The following is a 14,507-nucleotide window of genomic DNA, read 5'->3' as shown; positions in this document are numbered from 1 at the left end:
CTTCTGGTCCGCGCGGCGACCCGGCGCGGATCATCCGTAGACTGTCTCGCCGATCCGCGTCGCCATCTCGTGCGGCCCCAGCCCTTTGGGCGATCGCGGGGCCGGCCATCCGGATCCGTCCCGGATGGCTGCCGGTAGGCTCGAGCCGCGATCCTGTCACCGGAACAGGATCAGCGCCTTCGCCAGCGTGATCCACACGCCCCACGCGATCGGCAGGCCGACCGCGGCCCAGGCGAGCGCCGCCGCCGGCGTCAGGCCGCCCCGGCCGATCCCGAATGCGCCGCCCGACGCATCGCCGGCAGCCGAGCCGGCGGGCCGCTCGGCCGCTGTCATGAACCAGCGCTCGCCGAGCGGCCTCACCAAGAGGTTGGCCACGAACCCGGCCGCCAGGAAGCCGGCCAGGATCAGGAGCGTGCGGCCGTAGAGCGCCGCGCCCTGCACCCCGGCCTCCACCTGCGCCTGCCGGATCGCCGTCACGACGAGCGGGCCGACCACGCCCGCCGTCGACCAGGCGGTGAGCAGCCGGCCGTGAATCGCGCCGACGAACTGCGTGCCGAACACGTCCGCCAGGTAGGCCGGGATCGTGGCGAAGCCGCCGCCATACATCGACAGGATCACGCAGAAGAACAGCACGAACAAGGCTTGCGAGCCGATGCCGGCCGCCCAGGGCGCGGCGGCGTAGAGCGCGCAGCCGAGGGCAAAGAAGGTCGCGTAGGTGGCCTTCCGCCCGATCCGGTCGGAGAGCGTCGCCCAGAAGAACCGGCCCAGGATGTTGAACAGCGACAGGAGCCCGACGAAGCCGGCGGCGATCGCGGCGACCTGCGCCTTCTGGCCCGGATCGAGCTGCCCGAACCCGACCTCCGGTCGCCCGATCAGCGCCCCGCCGAAGATCTCCTGGAGCATCGGCGAGGCCAGCGCCAGCACGCCGATCCCGGCCGAGACGTTCAGGCACAGCATCGCCCAGAGCAGCCAGAACTGGGGCGTCTTGTGCGCGTCGCGCAGGTGGACGTGACCGCTGGTGATCAGCCCGGCCCGTGCGGCGGGTGGGGTCCAGCCCTCCGGCTGCCAGCCGGCCGGGGGCACGCGGTAGCCGAAGGCGCCGCAGAGCATCACCACGAGGTAGCCGGCGCCCATCACGGCAAGGGTCTGCCACACGCCGGCGGAATCCGGCCCCTTGAAGCGGGTGATGAGGAGGTCGGCGAGCGGCGAGCCGATCATCGCGCCGCCGCCGAAGCCCATGATCGCCATGCCGGTCGCCATGCCGCGCCGGTCCGGGAACCACTTCACCAGGGTCGAGACCGGCGAGATGTAGCCGAGCCCGAGGCCCACGCCGCCGATCAGCCCCATGCCGAGCCAGATCAGCCAGAGCTGGTGGAGGTAGACGCCGAGCGCTCCGATCAGGAAGCCGCCGCTCCAGCACAGGGACGCCGCGAGGCCGGCCTTGCGCGGCCCGGCGCGCTCGAGCCAGCCGCCGAACAGGGCCGCCGAGAGGCCCAGCATCACGATGCCGATCGAGAAGACCAGGACGAGGTCGCTGACGCGCCAGTCGCAGCGCGTGGTGACGAGGGCGGTCAGGAGGCTCATGTCGGGGCAGGCGGCCGGGACCGGCTTGCCGACGCTCAGCGCCCGCGACAGCGGCAGCCAGAACACCGACAGGCCGTAGGACATGCCGATGCAGAGATGGATCGCGAGCGCCGCCGGCGGGACGAGCCAGCGGTTGAAGCCAGCCCGCGCGACGATGCGCTCGCGGGTCAGGATACCGGGTGCGGAGGCACCACTGGGGGGTTGATCGACGACGCGTGCGTCCACGCCTGTCCTCCTGGTTCCGGTCCCACGGCTACGGCCCTTGCCGGCCGGCTTGCCCGGCCACGTTCTAGGCCCCGGCCTTAATCCGTGGGAGGCGCTGCGCCGGCGGGTTCAACCCCGGCGCGTCATCAGTTTGGATTATGGCAGTCTGCAGCACCCGCGCGGCGGCCGGAGCGGGCCCGTCAGCGCCTGACCCGGAGCCCGCTCGCGACGGAACCGGTCAGCGCCAGCGCGCTCGCGATCCACAGCACCGTCACGGTCCCGCCGGTGTGGAAATAGCCGAAGATCACCGCCACCATGGCGGCGCCGAGGGACTGACCGAGGAGCCGGGCGGTCGATTGCATGCCGCTCGCCCCGCCGCTGCGCTCCCGCGGCGCGCTGGTGATGATGACCTTGTTGTTGGGCGACTGGAACAGACCGAAGCCGAGGCCGCACAGCGTCAGCCGCAGGGCGATGGACAGGGGCGAGGCGTCCGGGGAGACGCTCGCCATCAGGGCGAGGCCCGCCGACAGGACGACGAGGCCGATGCCGCCGAGGAGCCCCGGTGGGTAGCGGTCGGCCAGCCGCCCGGCGAAGGGGGCGATCACCGCGATCGCGATCGGCCAGGGCGTCATCAGCACCCCGGTCTGGGTGCTCGAGAGGTGGAGCACGTCCTGGAAGTAGAACGGCAGCGCCACGTAGGCCATCATCTGGGCCGAGAACGAGCAGACCGAGCTCACCATCGACAGCGCGAAGACCGGGATGCGCAGGAGGTCGATCGGCAGGAGCGGTGCCGGCAGGCGGGCCTGCATCCACACGAAGGCCGTTCCGATGACGGCCGCCCCGGCGAGCAGGCCGAGCGCCGTGCCGCTCCGGCCCGGATCGCCGAGCCCGTCGACGCCGGTGATCAAAAGGCCGAAGAACAGCGCGTTGAGGAGCGCGCTCAGGGCGTCGAAGCGGGCGCCGCTGCGGGGTGTCACCGGCAGCATCCGGGTGGCCAGCGTCAACGCCGCGAGGCCGAGCGGCACGTTGACGAGGAAGAGCCATGGCCAGCCCGCCACCGACAGCACCGCCGCCGCCACGCTCGGGCCCGCCGCCGAGGCGATCGCCACGATCAGCGCCATGGTGCCGACGCCGCGCCCGATCATCCGGTGCGGATAGATGAAGCGCACGAGCGCGATGTTGACGCTCATGATCCCGGCCGCGCCAAGCCCCTGGACGATGCGGGCCGCGACCAGCATCGGCAGCGAGCCGGCGAGCGCGCAGGCCAGCGACGCGGCGGAGAACAGCGCCAGCCCCGTGCAATAGACCCGCTTGTAGCCGAGGATGTCGCCGAGTGAGGCGAGCGGCAGCAGGGCCGCGGTGACGGCGAGCTGGTAGCCGTTGGTGACGAAGATCGCGGCGCCGGGGCTGACCTGAAGGTCCCGGGCCATCACCGGCAGGGCGACGTTGACGATGGCGCCGTCGAGCACCGCCATCGACATGGCGATGCCGATCGCCAGCATCGCCCACAGCCTCGCCCGGGTCGGCAGGCCGTCGGTCCCCTCCGCCGCCACCGGCCTCGCCGTTCCCGTCATCTGGTCCGCGCTCCTCGACCCGCACTCTTCCCCGGAGGCGTAGCCCAAAGCCGCCACCGCCACACCTGCCCGCCGCCTCATCCCGGCCCTGCGTGGAGGGCGGAAACGGTTCGGCCGGCAGCCAACGTGAAAGAGTGTTGACAGGCCGGCCGAGCGGCGTATGGAGCGCTCCGTGGCCTCAGGCGGCGTCTGCCCGCTCCGCCACCTCATCCAGGAACCATCACCCCCATGCCGAGCGACAGTCACAGTCGATCGACCGCGCCGTTCGCGCCGGCCGCTTCTCGCAGGGACGCCTGACCGGGCACTCTCTCGTGGGCGTCGGCCGCGCGGACGGCCACCCCCGAGAGGTGCATCATGACCGTTACCCTCTTTCCCGTCGCGCCGAAGGGCGCCGTTGCCGCCCGCCCGTCCGTTCCCGCCGCGAAGGTCGTCCTGCGCGCGACCTGGTCCCTCGATCCGGAGACCGGACGCCCGGTCTGCCGCTGGAGCGCCGAGGGGAGCGACACCCCGACCCCCAATCCGGTTCCGATTCGTCAGGCGGCGTGAGCCGCCCGAATTTTCCCCCCTCTCCCGGCCCGCTCCGCGGGCTACCCTCCCGGCAGAGGGGAGAGGGTTCGGGCGCGGCTCGCGCCGCGCCCCCTCTCGTCGGGTCGAGCCGGCTCAGAACCGGTAGGTGAAGCTGCCCTTCACCGCGTGGTCCTCCGCCCGCGACCCGACCTGGCCCGTATACGATATGCCGAGCGCCGTCGCGGACGACACGCGCAGGTCGATCCCCGCCGAGGCGACCAGCGCGTCCCGGGTGATCGGGATCCCCGCCGTCACGAAGCGCGGGCCCGTCCCGAAGGCCAGCAGCGCCGTCGGGATCACGTCCCCGAACGCCCGCCGGTAGCCCACCAGACCATGCAGCGACACCGGAGCGCCGAAGCCCAGATCCACCTCGGTCCGGCCGCGCAGGCCCGCCGTCAGGGTCGGGATCTCCGAGGAGTGCGAGGCGCCGCTCAACGCCGCGACGCCGCCGGTCTCGGCGAACCGGTCGCGGTTGATGCCCACATAGGCCCCGCCCACGAACGGCTCGATGTAGGACACCGACACCGGCGCATTCTTGCCCAGCAGGTCCTTGCCCAGCAGGTCCTTGCCGAGCGCCCCCGCCCCGAGCGCGATCCGGTAGCCGATCTCGCCGAAGCCCTGCACCACCGAGCCGCCGTAGCGCGAGGCTTCCGTCTCCGAGACCCCGGGGAACACCACGCTGCGGCGCAGCCGCAGGCTGGTGTCGGCGTAGACCGCGCCGAGCCGCAGGGCGAACGGGCCGGCCTCATAGCCGCCATAGACGCCGCCGAACCCGCTCTCGATCGTGCCGCTCGCCGTCCGGCCGGGCGTGTCCAGGCTGGTGCCGGCGTAGCCACCCGCCACGCCGAGCTTGATCCCGTCCTCCAGCCGCACATCCGCGCCGAGCACGAAGCCGGCGGTGTCGCGGTCGAGCGTCACCGCGTTGCCGTCGCTGCGCGCCTGGCCGACGCTGCCGAAGCCCTGGCCCCACAGCCCGAACACCCGCGGATCCAGCACCCGCACCGGCACCGGGGCGACGGGCGCGGCCCGTCCCGGCAGGTCGGCGGTGTAGGTGGCGGGCAGGCTGCCATAGTCGCGGCTGCCGTCGCCCGACCAGCGCAGGCGGTCGAGGATCGCTTCGCGCACGAAGAACGCGGTCTCGTACGAGGCCGACACCGCGCTGGCGTGGCTGTCGCCGGTGAGGGCCTGGAAGGCGGTGACGGCCTCCGGCGTGGTGAGCCCCACCGTGCGGGCATGGATGCCTGCGCCCGCGCCGGCCCCCTGGACGGCATTGGCGACCGCCGCCTGGTTGCGGGTCTGGGCGATGGTGGCGAAGGCGACGTCGTTGCGGGTGAGCGTCAGGTCGACTTCGCCGGGCTGGTAGCGGAGCGTCGGGGTGAGGAAGGCGAGGTTGGAGGCGACGCCCGCGAAGGTGCCGGTGACGCCGGCATTGGCCGAGAGGATCGTGTAGCCGGTGCGGGGGCTGTAGTTTCCGCTCGATGCCAGCACCTGGACGGTGCCGCCCTGGATCGTGGCGGATCCGGTGGCGGCGAGGCGGTCGGCCTGGCCGCTCGCATTGGCCTCGACCTGGAAGGTGGAGCCCTGGGCGAAGCTGGCGTTGCCGGCCACCGTGAGGGTGCCGATCGAGTTGCCGGGGGCGACCGTCGAGCCCGATTGCGCCACGACGCCGCCGACCGTGCCGGTGCCGCCGAGGCCGGCGCCCTGGCCGATGGTGACGACCGAGCCGGCGAGCGAACCGTTCACCGCCAGGCGCCCGCCGAGGACCGCCGTGGCGCCGGTGAAGCTGCTCTGGCCGGTGAGGCTCAGGGCGCCGGCGTTGAGCTTGGTCAGGCTGCCGGTCCCCGAGAGGGCGTTGGCCATGACGCCGTCGCTCGCCTGGTCGAGGACCAGGCTGGCGTCGTTGCGGATCGCGCCCGAGCCGAAGGCCTGGGCGTGGCCGACGAGCGTGCCGCCCGAGACCGTGGTGCCGCCCGCAAAGGTGTTGGTGCCGGTGAGCACCAGGGTGCCGGTGCCGGCCTTGGTGAGCGCGCCCGGTCCCGAGATGTCGTTGCGCCAAGTGTCGAAGGCCGACGTGCCGCCCTGCGCGGCGTCCATCGTCACCGTGACGGTGCGGGCGAAGGCGCCGTAGCCGTCGAACGCGGCGTAGAGGTTGAGCCGGCCCCAGCCGTCATAGGTGTTGCCGCTCAAGATCGGATAGCCGGAGGGCAGTCCGGTGCTTGCCAGCACCTCGGTGCGCTGCGCGTCGGTGAGGTAGGGGAAGCGGGTCAGCAGCAGCACCTGCGCCTGGAGCGGCACGTCGGCGGCGGTCATCGGGGCGGCCGTGCCGCTCGGCTGGAAGCCGTAGGTCAGGCGGGCGGTGTAGTCCGCCTTGTTCTGTGCGGCATTGCCGAAGGCGTCGGCGCTGCCGGCGGCCGCGTTGAGGCAGGCGGCGACGCTCGACGCGCCGCAGGACGAGGCCAGGGTGGCCTGCGTCTGCCGGTAGGCCTGGTAGACCCCGTAGGCGGTCTTGTTCGCCGGGTCGGTCCAGTCGAGCCGGTTGCCGGTCGCATCGTAGAGCGCGCCGTAGATGTTGGTGGCGACGATCGCCGTCGATTCCATCCGGCCGCCCATCACGTCGAAGGGCGAGTGCATGCCGGAGAGGATGCGGTTGTTGCCTAGTTCCGAGGCCCGGGTCAGGAGCTGTTGGCCCCGCTGCGGCACCAGGAAGGCGGTGCCCAGGGCCTGCAGGTAGCCCGAATTGGTGTGGCCGCTCGGATAGGCGCCGTCGGCATAGGGGTTGGTGCTGTTGATGACCGGCTGCAGCAGCGTCGGCACGGCGACGCCGGTCGAGACACGGTAGGGCCGCGGCGAGGTGCCGATGCCCGGCACGGTGTCGCCGACCCCGAAGGTCGCCGGGATGAAGACGCCGTTCGAGAAGGTGCCGACATTGGGCACGGTGAGCGGCCGGCCGCCATTGGCGTCGATCATTCCCTGCGTGACCGTGAAGCCGCGCACCCACTGCGCCGTGGTGCCGTACACTGCAGGCACCGGGAAGTTCGACAGGTAGGTCGGCACGACCAGGCCCGCCGTGTCGCGGGTCGTGAGACCGGTCCTGTTCGTCGTCGCGCTGTAGGCGTTGAAGCGGGCGTCGAGCGGGTCGATGGCGGGGTTGTCGCCCTGGTAGCGGGCGAAGATGCGCTTGGCCGGCTCGGTCGAGGCGTTGGCGCGCGCAATGGTGTTGATGAAGTCGACCGCGGCCGCCAGGGGCGTCGCGGTGCCGTTGCCGAAGGTCGTCACGCCCGCATTGGCGTTGTTGCCGGCGTTGATGTTCGCCGCGTAGTCCGCGAGCGTCGTGGTGACGTAGGCTGCCGGCGTCAGGCTCGTTGGCGTCGTGCCGGTGAAGGAGGCGCCCGCCCCGGTGAGGTAGGCCGAGGTCAGGGGCCCGAGGCCGTTGAGGATGCTGTAGGCTTGGCCGGTGCGGTCGTCGTGGATCGCCGCCAGGGTCTGCGCGTCCGTCCGCCCCTGCGTCAGGGTGACGACGGTCTGGTAATTCTGGGTCAACGCCGCCGGGTTGCTGCGGAGGAGCCCCGCATAGGAATCGAGCACGCGGTTGAGCACCGTGCCCGGATTGACCGAGGTGCTGTTGGCGAAACCCACCGGCGGCGAGGTCGGCACCGCCTGCGCCCATGCGCCGGCCGGGAAGAGACACGTCGCCGCCAGAAGCGCGGCGCTGAGTTTCGGATTCATGAGCCCCTCGGAAATCATCGTGTCCGTTCGGGGTCGGCGCCTAGCTTGGCCGTATGAAATGCCGATGACGACCATCTGAGCAGATACGGTGGGAAGCGATGCGCATCATCTAGGTCATCGTAAGATCAGACGGCGACCTCGATGACTGTTCGGCCGGTTCGGGTTGCTCGTCGGACAGTCGAGCGACGGGTGTCCGGCGTCGTCGACAGGAAGCGGCGATCGTCCGGGCCTGCCCCGCACCCGCGCTGCCGGGCCTCGCAGCGCGGACAGGTTGAAGGGAGGCTGCCGGACCCGCGCAACGGGCCCGGACGATGGCGTGCCCCGAGTCAGTCGAGTGCTCCGTATTGAGGCAGTCTGATCGTCAGTTTCCTCAGAAGGAAGGGTCAGTCGCCCGCGCGGTGTCGTTGTCCGTACCGGATGCTGAACAACCTCCGGCAGTATGGCCTGGAGCAGGCGGCGGGCGCGGGCCCCGACGACGCTGGGAGCGAGCAAGGCCGGCGACAATCGTGGACGATGAAGGGTTTGATTTCCTGATTGTCGTCACTTCACCTCCCTGTCGACCTTCACCGTAAGCATTTATTCGGGAGTAGACCGGTAATCGGGGGAGGGGGCCGTTCGGCCGCCGGGAGGGACGCGATGCCCGACGAGAGGACCTTCGTCCTCGTGACTGACAGGCCGGACCGCAGCGCCGCGATCAGTGCGGCCCTGCGGGGACTCGGGATCTGCGATGTCGTCGGACCCGATGAGACGTGGCGGGACCGGCGGGCGCTGGCCGGCGTCGTCTCCGACCTGACGCTGTCGCGGCCGGAGGCCGACCACTGCCTGCGCGCGCTCCAGCGCCGCTTCGCCGACCGGCACCTGCCATTGATCTGCCTTCTGCGCAAGGCGACCCAGGAGACCCTGCAGGGCAATCGGGTGAATGCGGGAGGTGACAAGGACCGGAAGCTCTGAATCGGTCGTCCGCCACGACGTGGTTTAGGAGGCGGGCGATGGACGAGGCGAGCGAGCCGGTAGCGGCGGTGTTCGAGGCGACGGTGTTTCTCGATCATTTCGCGGACCTGCCCGATCCGCGCCAGCCCGGCAAAGTCGCCTATCGCCTGGACGAGGTTCTGCTGCTGGCGTTGCTGGCCATCCTGGCGGGGGCTGAAGGCTTCACCGATATCGCCCGGTTCGGTCACACGAAACTCGACCTTCTGCGCCGATTTCTGCCGTTCCGGAACGGCACGCCGAGCCACGATCATCTCGGTGACATCTTCGCGGCGCTCGATCCCGTCGCATTTCGACGCTGCTTTGCGGCCTGGGCCGCGACGCTGACGCAAACGCCGCTCGACGTGATCGCGATCGACGGCAAGACCTCGCGGCGCTCGGGCCGGGCCGGTGCGCGAGATGCCCTTCACGTCGTCTCCGCCTTCGCCGCACGCCAGCGGTTGGTGCTGGCCCAGACCAAGGTGAGCGGAAAGTCCAACGAGATCGCGGTAATCCCGGCCCTGCTCGACCTCCTGTCGATCGAGGGGGCGATCGTCACCATCGATGCGATGGGCTGCCAGCGTGCCATCGCCCACAAGATCCTCGACAAGAAGGCCGACTATGTCCTGGCGCTCAAGGGCAACCAGGGCACGCTGCACGAGGACGTCACGCTCTTCGTCGAGGAACAGAAAGCTCGGGACTTTGCCGATTGCACCGTCAGCACGCACGAGACCGTCGAGGGCGATCACGGGCGGATCGAGACCCGGCGCGTGACTGTCATCCATCAGGTCGCCTGGCTCCAGGAGCGCCACGCCTGGCCGGGGTTGAAGAGCCTCATCGTCGTCGACAGCACCCGTGACTTGAGCACCCGTGACCCGGTAAACAGGATCGAGCGTGAGACGCGCTGCTATCTGACCTCGTCACCGCTCGGCGCCGACCGCCTCGGGCCTGCCGTCCGGCAGCATTGGGCGATCGAGAACGGCCTGCATTGGATCCTCGACGTCACCTTCCACGACGATCAGTCTCGCATCCGTACTGCTCATGCCCCCGAGAACATGCTGACGGTCCGCCACATCGCGGTGAACGTCGCAGCCCGCAAAAAGGGCAAGGATTCCATGCGCCTCGCCCTCAAAACCGCAGGCTGGGACGACGACTACCTCGTCAGGCTCGTCGCACCATGACCCTTCACCCGATTGCCCTGGGAGACCCTGCGCCACGCCAAGACCCTCGGGGCGACGGCGTGCATGCCCGCCTACCTGCCGCCCGAGACCGTCGTGGCGGCCTTGGCCAATCAGGTCGGGATCATCGCCGGCAACGCCGAGAAGGCGGTGAGCCGGGGCGTGGTCCGGGCGGGGGAGGCGCTGAACGGGCTCATGGCCGAGGCCCGGGCCGGCCAGCCGGTCCGCATGGGCGCCGTCGAGGCCGGGCTGGGCCCGATCCTCACCGCGGTGCAGGAGGGCGGCCTCGCCCGCTGGCTCGACACGGTCTGGACCCACGACGACGCCACCTACCAGCATTGCCTGCTGGTGGCCGGCCTGGCCGCGCAATTCGCCCTGCATCTCGGCTTCCGGCACGAGGACCAGTTCCGCTTCGTGCGCGCCGCTTTGATCCACGACGTCGGCAAGGCCCGCATTCCCCTCGAGATCCTCAACAAGCCCGGACGCCTCGACCCGGACGAGCTGGCGGTGATGCGCACCCACGCGGCGATCGGCCACGAGGTGCTGCGGGCGGGCGGCGAATGCGACCCGGTGACCCTCTCGGCGGTCCGCCATCACCACGAGATGCTCGACGGCTCCGGCTATCCGGACGGCCTCGTCGGCGATCAGATCGGCGACATGGTCCGCCTGCTCACCATCTGCGACATCTACGCCGCCCTCACCGAGCGCCGCCCCTACAAGTCCCCGATGCCGATGGCCGACGCGATGGCGATCCTCGCCGCCATGGACGGCAAGCTGGAGATGCGCCTGGTGGAATCCTTCGGCGACGCGATGGCGGCCGCGGTCTAAGCGCGGGCCGGCCCGGCCGCACCGTCGGGCCGGGCGCCATCCCGGATCCGGTCGCGCGCATCGCCCCTCCGTGGCGGCGCCGCGGCCGCACCCCCCGCCTTCGTCACGGACTGCCCGTTTCCGGGGCACCGCCGCTCTGGCGGCGCGCCTCCTCCTCGGCCTTCTGGCGCGCCGCCTCCGCAGCGCGCGCCGCTTCCGCCGCCCGAGCCGCTTCCACCGCCCGCGCGGCCTCGGCGGCCTTGGCCGCATCCTCTGCCCGCTGCCTGGCCTGCCGGGCTTCCTCGGCCGCCCGCGCGCGGTCCATCTCCAGGCGGCTGCGGCGGCGGGCAAGCTCGTTGCGGTCGGCCTCGACGGTCTCGATCTTGTCGAGTTCGCGCTGGAGCACCACGGCCGCCAGCACGTTGCTGAGCGGGACGAGGTCGAGTTCGCGCTGCGGCCGGGCCAGCGGGCCGACGAGGGCGAGGCCGAGGGTCGGCGCCGGCGCCGTCCAGGCCCGGGGCGTCGCGGTGGCGGTGAGCGTGCCGCGGGCATCGAGGCGCCAGCGCGTCGCGTCGACCTGAACCAGGCCGGTCCAGGTGGCGGGGCCGGGATCGAGGGTGAGGCTCCCGGTGCGCAGCACGCCGCCGACCACCGAGGCCGGCACCGAGACGGGCCCGGCCAGTTCCAGGGGCCCGCGGTCGAGCTCCTCCGACACCACCCGCTCGACGCGGCCGGCCCGCAGCGGATCCTCCTCGGCGAGGAGCCGGGTCAGGGCGCGCTGCACGGCCGCCGGATCGAGGTCGCGGAGGGTGAGCCCGGCGAGTTCCAGGCCGCCGCTGCCGGCGAGGTTGGCGACGAGGCCGGCCGGGCTGTCCCCCGCCGCGCCGAGGCGTAGCCGCAAGGTCGTCTGACCCTTGACCGCGTCGCCGCCGGTGAGGGCCGGAAGCGACGCCGCCGTCAGGCTGCCCTCCGCGGAGAGCGTCGCCTGGGCGCCCTGGCGCGCCAGGGTGGCGCTGCCGGCGAGCTGCCCGCCCGCGAGGCCGGCGGCGAAATCGCGAAAGGCCAAGCCGTCGCGTCCGAGCCCGAGATCGAACCGCGCCCATTCCGCCGCGAGGCCGCGGCCGAGATCGAGCCGCCGCACCGTCATCGCGACTTGCCCGGTGACGGGCAGGGCGGGGGCGGGGCCGAAGCGGGCGGTGGACCATGCATCGGGGCCGGCCGCCGCCCCCGGATTCAGCATCAGCGCCCCGGCGAGCCAGGGCAGGGAGAGCCGCTCGAGCGAGACGCTGCCGGTGATCTCGCCGCCCGCCGGCCGGGTCAGCGTCGCGTCGACCGCCGCGCCGGCGAGGGTGCCGGTCACGACGAGGCGCGGGGCGTCGCCGGCGCGGCCGAAGGCGAGGTTCAGCCGCGCCGGCACCGGGTCCGGCAGGGCGGTGCCGGGACCGGGGCCGAGGAGGCCGGCCACCGGCCGCAGGTCGGGCGTGGCGAGGGTGAGCGCCCCGTCCTGGAGCGGGCCCGAGACCGGCAGCACCAGCGGGCGGGTGGTGGCCAGGGCAGCCCCGGCGATCTCGGCGTCGAGGGTCAGGCTCAGTGGCCCGGTCCCCTCGGGCCCGGTCGCCTCGTTCCGGGTCGCCTCGGGCCTGGTCGCCTCGGACCCCTTCGCATCGCGCCTGCGCCCGGCGATGTGCAGGCTCGCCGGCATCGCCAGGGCCGGCAAGAGGGCCTGACCATCCGGGCGGCCGAGCCAGCGGCCGGAGGCCACGCCGTCGAGACGGGCATCCAGGTCGTCGAGCCGCCCGGCCCGGGCGGCCAGCGACAGGCCGAGCCGGCCGCCGGCGGCGCTGCCGCGGGCCTGGCCGCGCAGGCGGCCTTCCTCGGGCCCGGAATCCCGCTCCAGCGTCACGTCGAGGGCGACCGGGCCGTCGCGCAGGAAACCCGGCAGCAGCCGCGCCTCGTCCACGAAGGTGCGCGAGACGAGATCGATCAGGGGGGCGGCCACCGGGGCGCTCACCCGCCCGGTGATGCGCCCGGCGCCGTCGGCGCCGATCCGGCCCGAGAGGCTGGCCCTGGCCCCGGCGAGGTCGCGCACCTCCAGGCTGTCGAGGCGAAGCGCGGCGCCCTCGGATTGCAGGCTGGCGGCGATCTCGCCGGTGCGCGTCCCGGTCGGGCCGTAGCGCAGGTCGCGGGCGAGCAGGGTCAGCCCGACATCGTGGTCCTGGAGCGCCGCGACGGCGCCGCGCATCGGCGGCAGCTCCGCCACGTCGAGCCCATCGGCGATGATCTGGGCATCGAAGCGCGGGCGGGCCTGGTCCGGCCCGGCCGGGCTGTAGCGGGCGCTGCCGGTGATCTTCGCGGGGCCCAGGGCCACCCGGGCGTTGCGCAGCGAGAGCACCGGCAGGGCCGCCGCCACGTCGGCCTCGGCCGAGAAGGGACGACCGTCGAGAAGGCCGGCGAGCGGGCCGTGCAGGCCGAGCCGGTCGAGGAGGCGGGCGAGCCGGTCCGAGGCCGGCGCGTCGACCGCGGCATGGCCGGAGAACCCGCCGCTCGGCGTCACGTCGCCGCCGAGCGCGAGCGCCATCCCGCCGGCGGCCGTGCCGGCGAGCCGCCGCAGGGCGACGGCGCCGGACGGGCGCAAGGTGGCGCTCAAGGATGCGCCGGTCCACTCCTCGCGGGCGAGGGTCAGACTGTCGACCGCGACGTCGAGCGTCAGGGTGCCGGGCAGCGACGCGGGCGACAGGCCCCGGCCGAGCAGGGCCTGACCGGTGGCGCTCATCAGGAAGCCGTCGAGGTCGAGGCGGCGGGCCTCCAGGCTCATCGTCGCCCGGGCCGCCGCGAGGTCGAGGCTGCCACGGCCGGTGACGCGCAGGGGCGCCTCGCCCGGCACCTCGACGGTCAAGGACTCGAAGGTGGCGAGCCGGCCCTTCGCCTTGAATCCGCCCTGCACCGAGACCGGCAGCGCGGCGCCCGCGGCCTGGGCCGGCGGTCCCACCACCAGGCGGGCCGTGCCGCTCGCCTCCGGCACCCCGCCGCCCTCCGGGCTGCCCGACAGGCTCACCCGGGCGTCGAGATCGAGCCGGGGCACCGTGTCGCCGCCGGCTCCGAGCTTCACCGGCACCGTCCCGTCCGGCCCGGGCGCGCCGGTGGTGAGGCGGAACGGCACCGCCTCGACGCTGCCTTCCGCCCGCCACGGACCGGCGAGGCGCGGCGCGGCGAGCCGGACATCCTCGGCATAGACCTGGTCGGTGCGTCCGGTCGCCGCCACCCGGGTGGTGACGAGGAGCTGGGCGACGCGCAGGTCCTCGACGGCCAAATCCCGGCCCGCGAAATCCTGGCCCTCGTCGAGGGCCGGCGGCGGCAGGAAGCGGCCGGCCTCGGTCATCGGCAGGGTGACCTCGCCGCGGCCGATCCGGGTCTCGGTGAAGCGGATCTCGCCGGAGAGGAGCGGGGTGAGGGCGATCTCGGCCTTGACGAAGCGCGCGTCGAGGGACGGCCGGTCCCGCCCGGTCGCGAGCCGCAGGTGGTCGACCCGCAGGCGCGGCGAGGGCAGCAGGCGCACCTCGAGGCGGCCATCGCTGCGGGCCTCGACCCCGAGGGAGCGGCCGAGCGCCGCGTCGAAGCTGCCGCGGTAGGATTCCCACGGGATGAAGGGCGGCGCGACCAGGGCCGCGGCGAGGATCAGGATGACGAGGCCCGCCAGGGCGGTCAGGATGTCGCGCACCGTGCTGTCCGTGCCGCCCCGCGAGGAGAGCGCCGCCCCATGTTCCGTCGACGGCCCGACGGGCCGTACCCCGATGACAGCGCTAGCATATCGGCATCGGACACGCGGGCGAAATCCGGCGCGATCACGCAGCGAGAACGGGTGTCCGATGCACCCGCGCAACGCTCCCGGGCGGCCTGACAG

General features: G+C 72.8%; 8 protein-coding genes. 4 read left to right on the top strand and 4 right to left on the bottom strand.

What is annotated here, in order from left to right; genetic code table 11:
* Window positions 1–156 precede the first annotated feature (156 nt).
* Together DA075_RS00330 and DA075_RS00325 are read right to left on the bottom strand one after the other, a co-directional pair.
* Window positions 157–1,809 carry an OFA family MFS transporter gene (locus tag DA075_RS00330; protein ID WP_099951497.1) on the bottom strand — a complete coding sequence of 551 codons (1,653 nt, stop codon included), beginning with the start codon at window positions 1,807–1,809 and terminating at the stop codon, window positions 157–159.
* A 179-nt stretch (window positions 1,810–1,988) separates the two neighbouring features.
* A complete protein-coding gene (locus DA075_RS00325; RefSeq protein WP_099951496.1) occupies window positions 1,989–3,362 on the bottom strand; it encodes an MFS transporter in 1,374 nt (457 codons plus the stop codon).
* Between the two features lie 354 nt (window positions 3,363–3,716).
* On the opposite strand from DA075_RS00325, the gene DA075_RS00320 reads away from it, so the two are divergent.
* A complete protein-coding gene (locus DA075_RS00320) occupies window positions 3,717–3,908 on the top strand; it encodes a hypothetical protein (protein WP_099951495.1) in 192 nt (63 codons plus the stop codon).
* 114 nt (window positions 3,909–4,022) lie between these two features.
* Here the strand turns inward: DA075_RS00320 and DA075_RS00315 are convergent, their stop codons facing one another.
* Complete coding sequence (locus tag DA075_RS00315; protein ID WP_244936453.1) at window positions 4,023–7,655, bottom strand: autotransporter family protein; 3,633 nt, start codon at window positions 7,653–7,655, stop codon at window positions 4,023–4,025.
* A gap of 636 nt (window positions 7,656–8,291) precedes the next feature.
* Between DA075_RS00315 and DA075_RS00310 the strand changes: the two genes are divergently transcribed.
* Genes DA075_RS00310 through DA075_RS00300 form a run of 3 tightly spaced genes read left to right on the top strand, consistent with a single transcriptional unit; the run spans window position 8,292 to window position 10,627 of the window.
* Complete coding sequence (locus DA075_RS00310) at window positions 8,292–8,606, top strand: hypothetical protein (protein ID WP_099951494.1); 315 nt, start codon at window positions 8,292–8,294, stop codon at window positions 8,604–8,606.
* Window positions 8,607–8,644: 38 nt separating this feature from the next.
* Entirely contained in the window at window positions 8,645–9,802 is a 1,158-nt protein-coding gene (locus DA075_RS00305; protein ID WP_167456061.1) for an ISAs1 family transposase, read from the top strand.
* A 12-nt stretch (window positions 9,803–9,814) separates the two neighbouring features.
* Window positions 9,815–10,627 carry an HD-GYP domain-containing protein gene (locus tag DA075_RS00300; protein WP_244936451.1) on the top strand — a complete coding sequence of 271 codons (813 nt, stop codon included), beginning with the start codon at window positions 9,815–9,817 and terminating at the stop codon, window positions 10,625–10,627.
* Between the two features lie 103 nt (window positions 10,628–10,730).
* Here DA075_RS00300 and DA075_RS00295 read toward each other — a convergent pair whose 3' ends face one another.
* Entirely contained in the window at window positions 10,731–14,324 is a 3,594-nt protein-coding gene (locus tag DA075_RS00295; RefSeq protein WP_099951493.1) for an AsmA-like C-terminal region-containing protein, read from the bottom strand.
* Window positions 14,325–14,507 lie beyond the last annotated feature (183 nt).

Origin of the sequence: Methylobacterium currus (assembly GCF_003058325.1) — a bacterium.
Lineage (GTDB): Bacteria > Pseudomonadota > Alphaproteobacteria > Rhizobiales > Beijerinckiaceae > Methylobacterium > Methylobacterium currus.
The sequence above is the reverse complement of the archived record's forward strand: the minus strand, read 5'-3'. Positions and strand labels throughout refer to the sequence as shown.

Bases quoted from the DNA above. Each gene is read 5' to 3' on its own strand.
- DA075_RS00325 (WP_099951496.1), bottom strand. From the start codon at position 3,362: ATGACGGGAACGGCGAGGCCGGTGGCGGCGGAGGGGACCGACGGCCTG.
- DA075_RS00320 (WP_099951495.1), top strand. From the start codon at position 3,717: ATGACCGTTACCCTCTTTCCCGTCGCGCCGAAGGGCGCCGTTGCCGCC.
- DA075_RS00315 (WP_244936453.1), bottom strand. From the start codon at position 7,655: ATGAATCCGAAACTCAGCGCCGCGCTTCTGGCGGCGACGTGTCTCTTC.
- DA075_RS00310 (WP_099951494.1), top strand. From the start codon at position 8,292: ATGCCCGACGAGAGGACCTTCGTCCTCGTGACTGACAGGCCGGACCGC.
- DA075_RS00305 (WP_167456061.1), top strand. From the start codon at position 8,645: ATGGACGAGGCGAGCGAGCCGGTAGCGGCGGTGTTCGAGGCGACGGTG.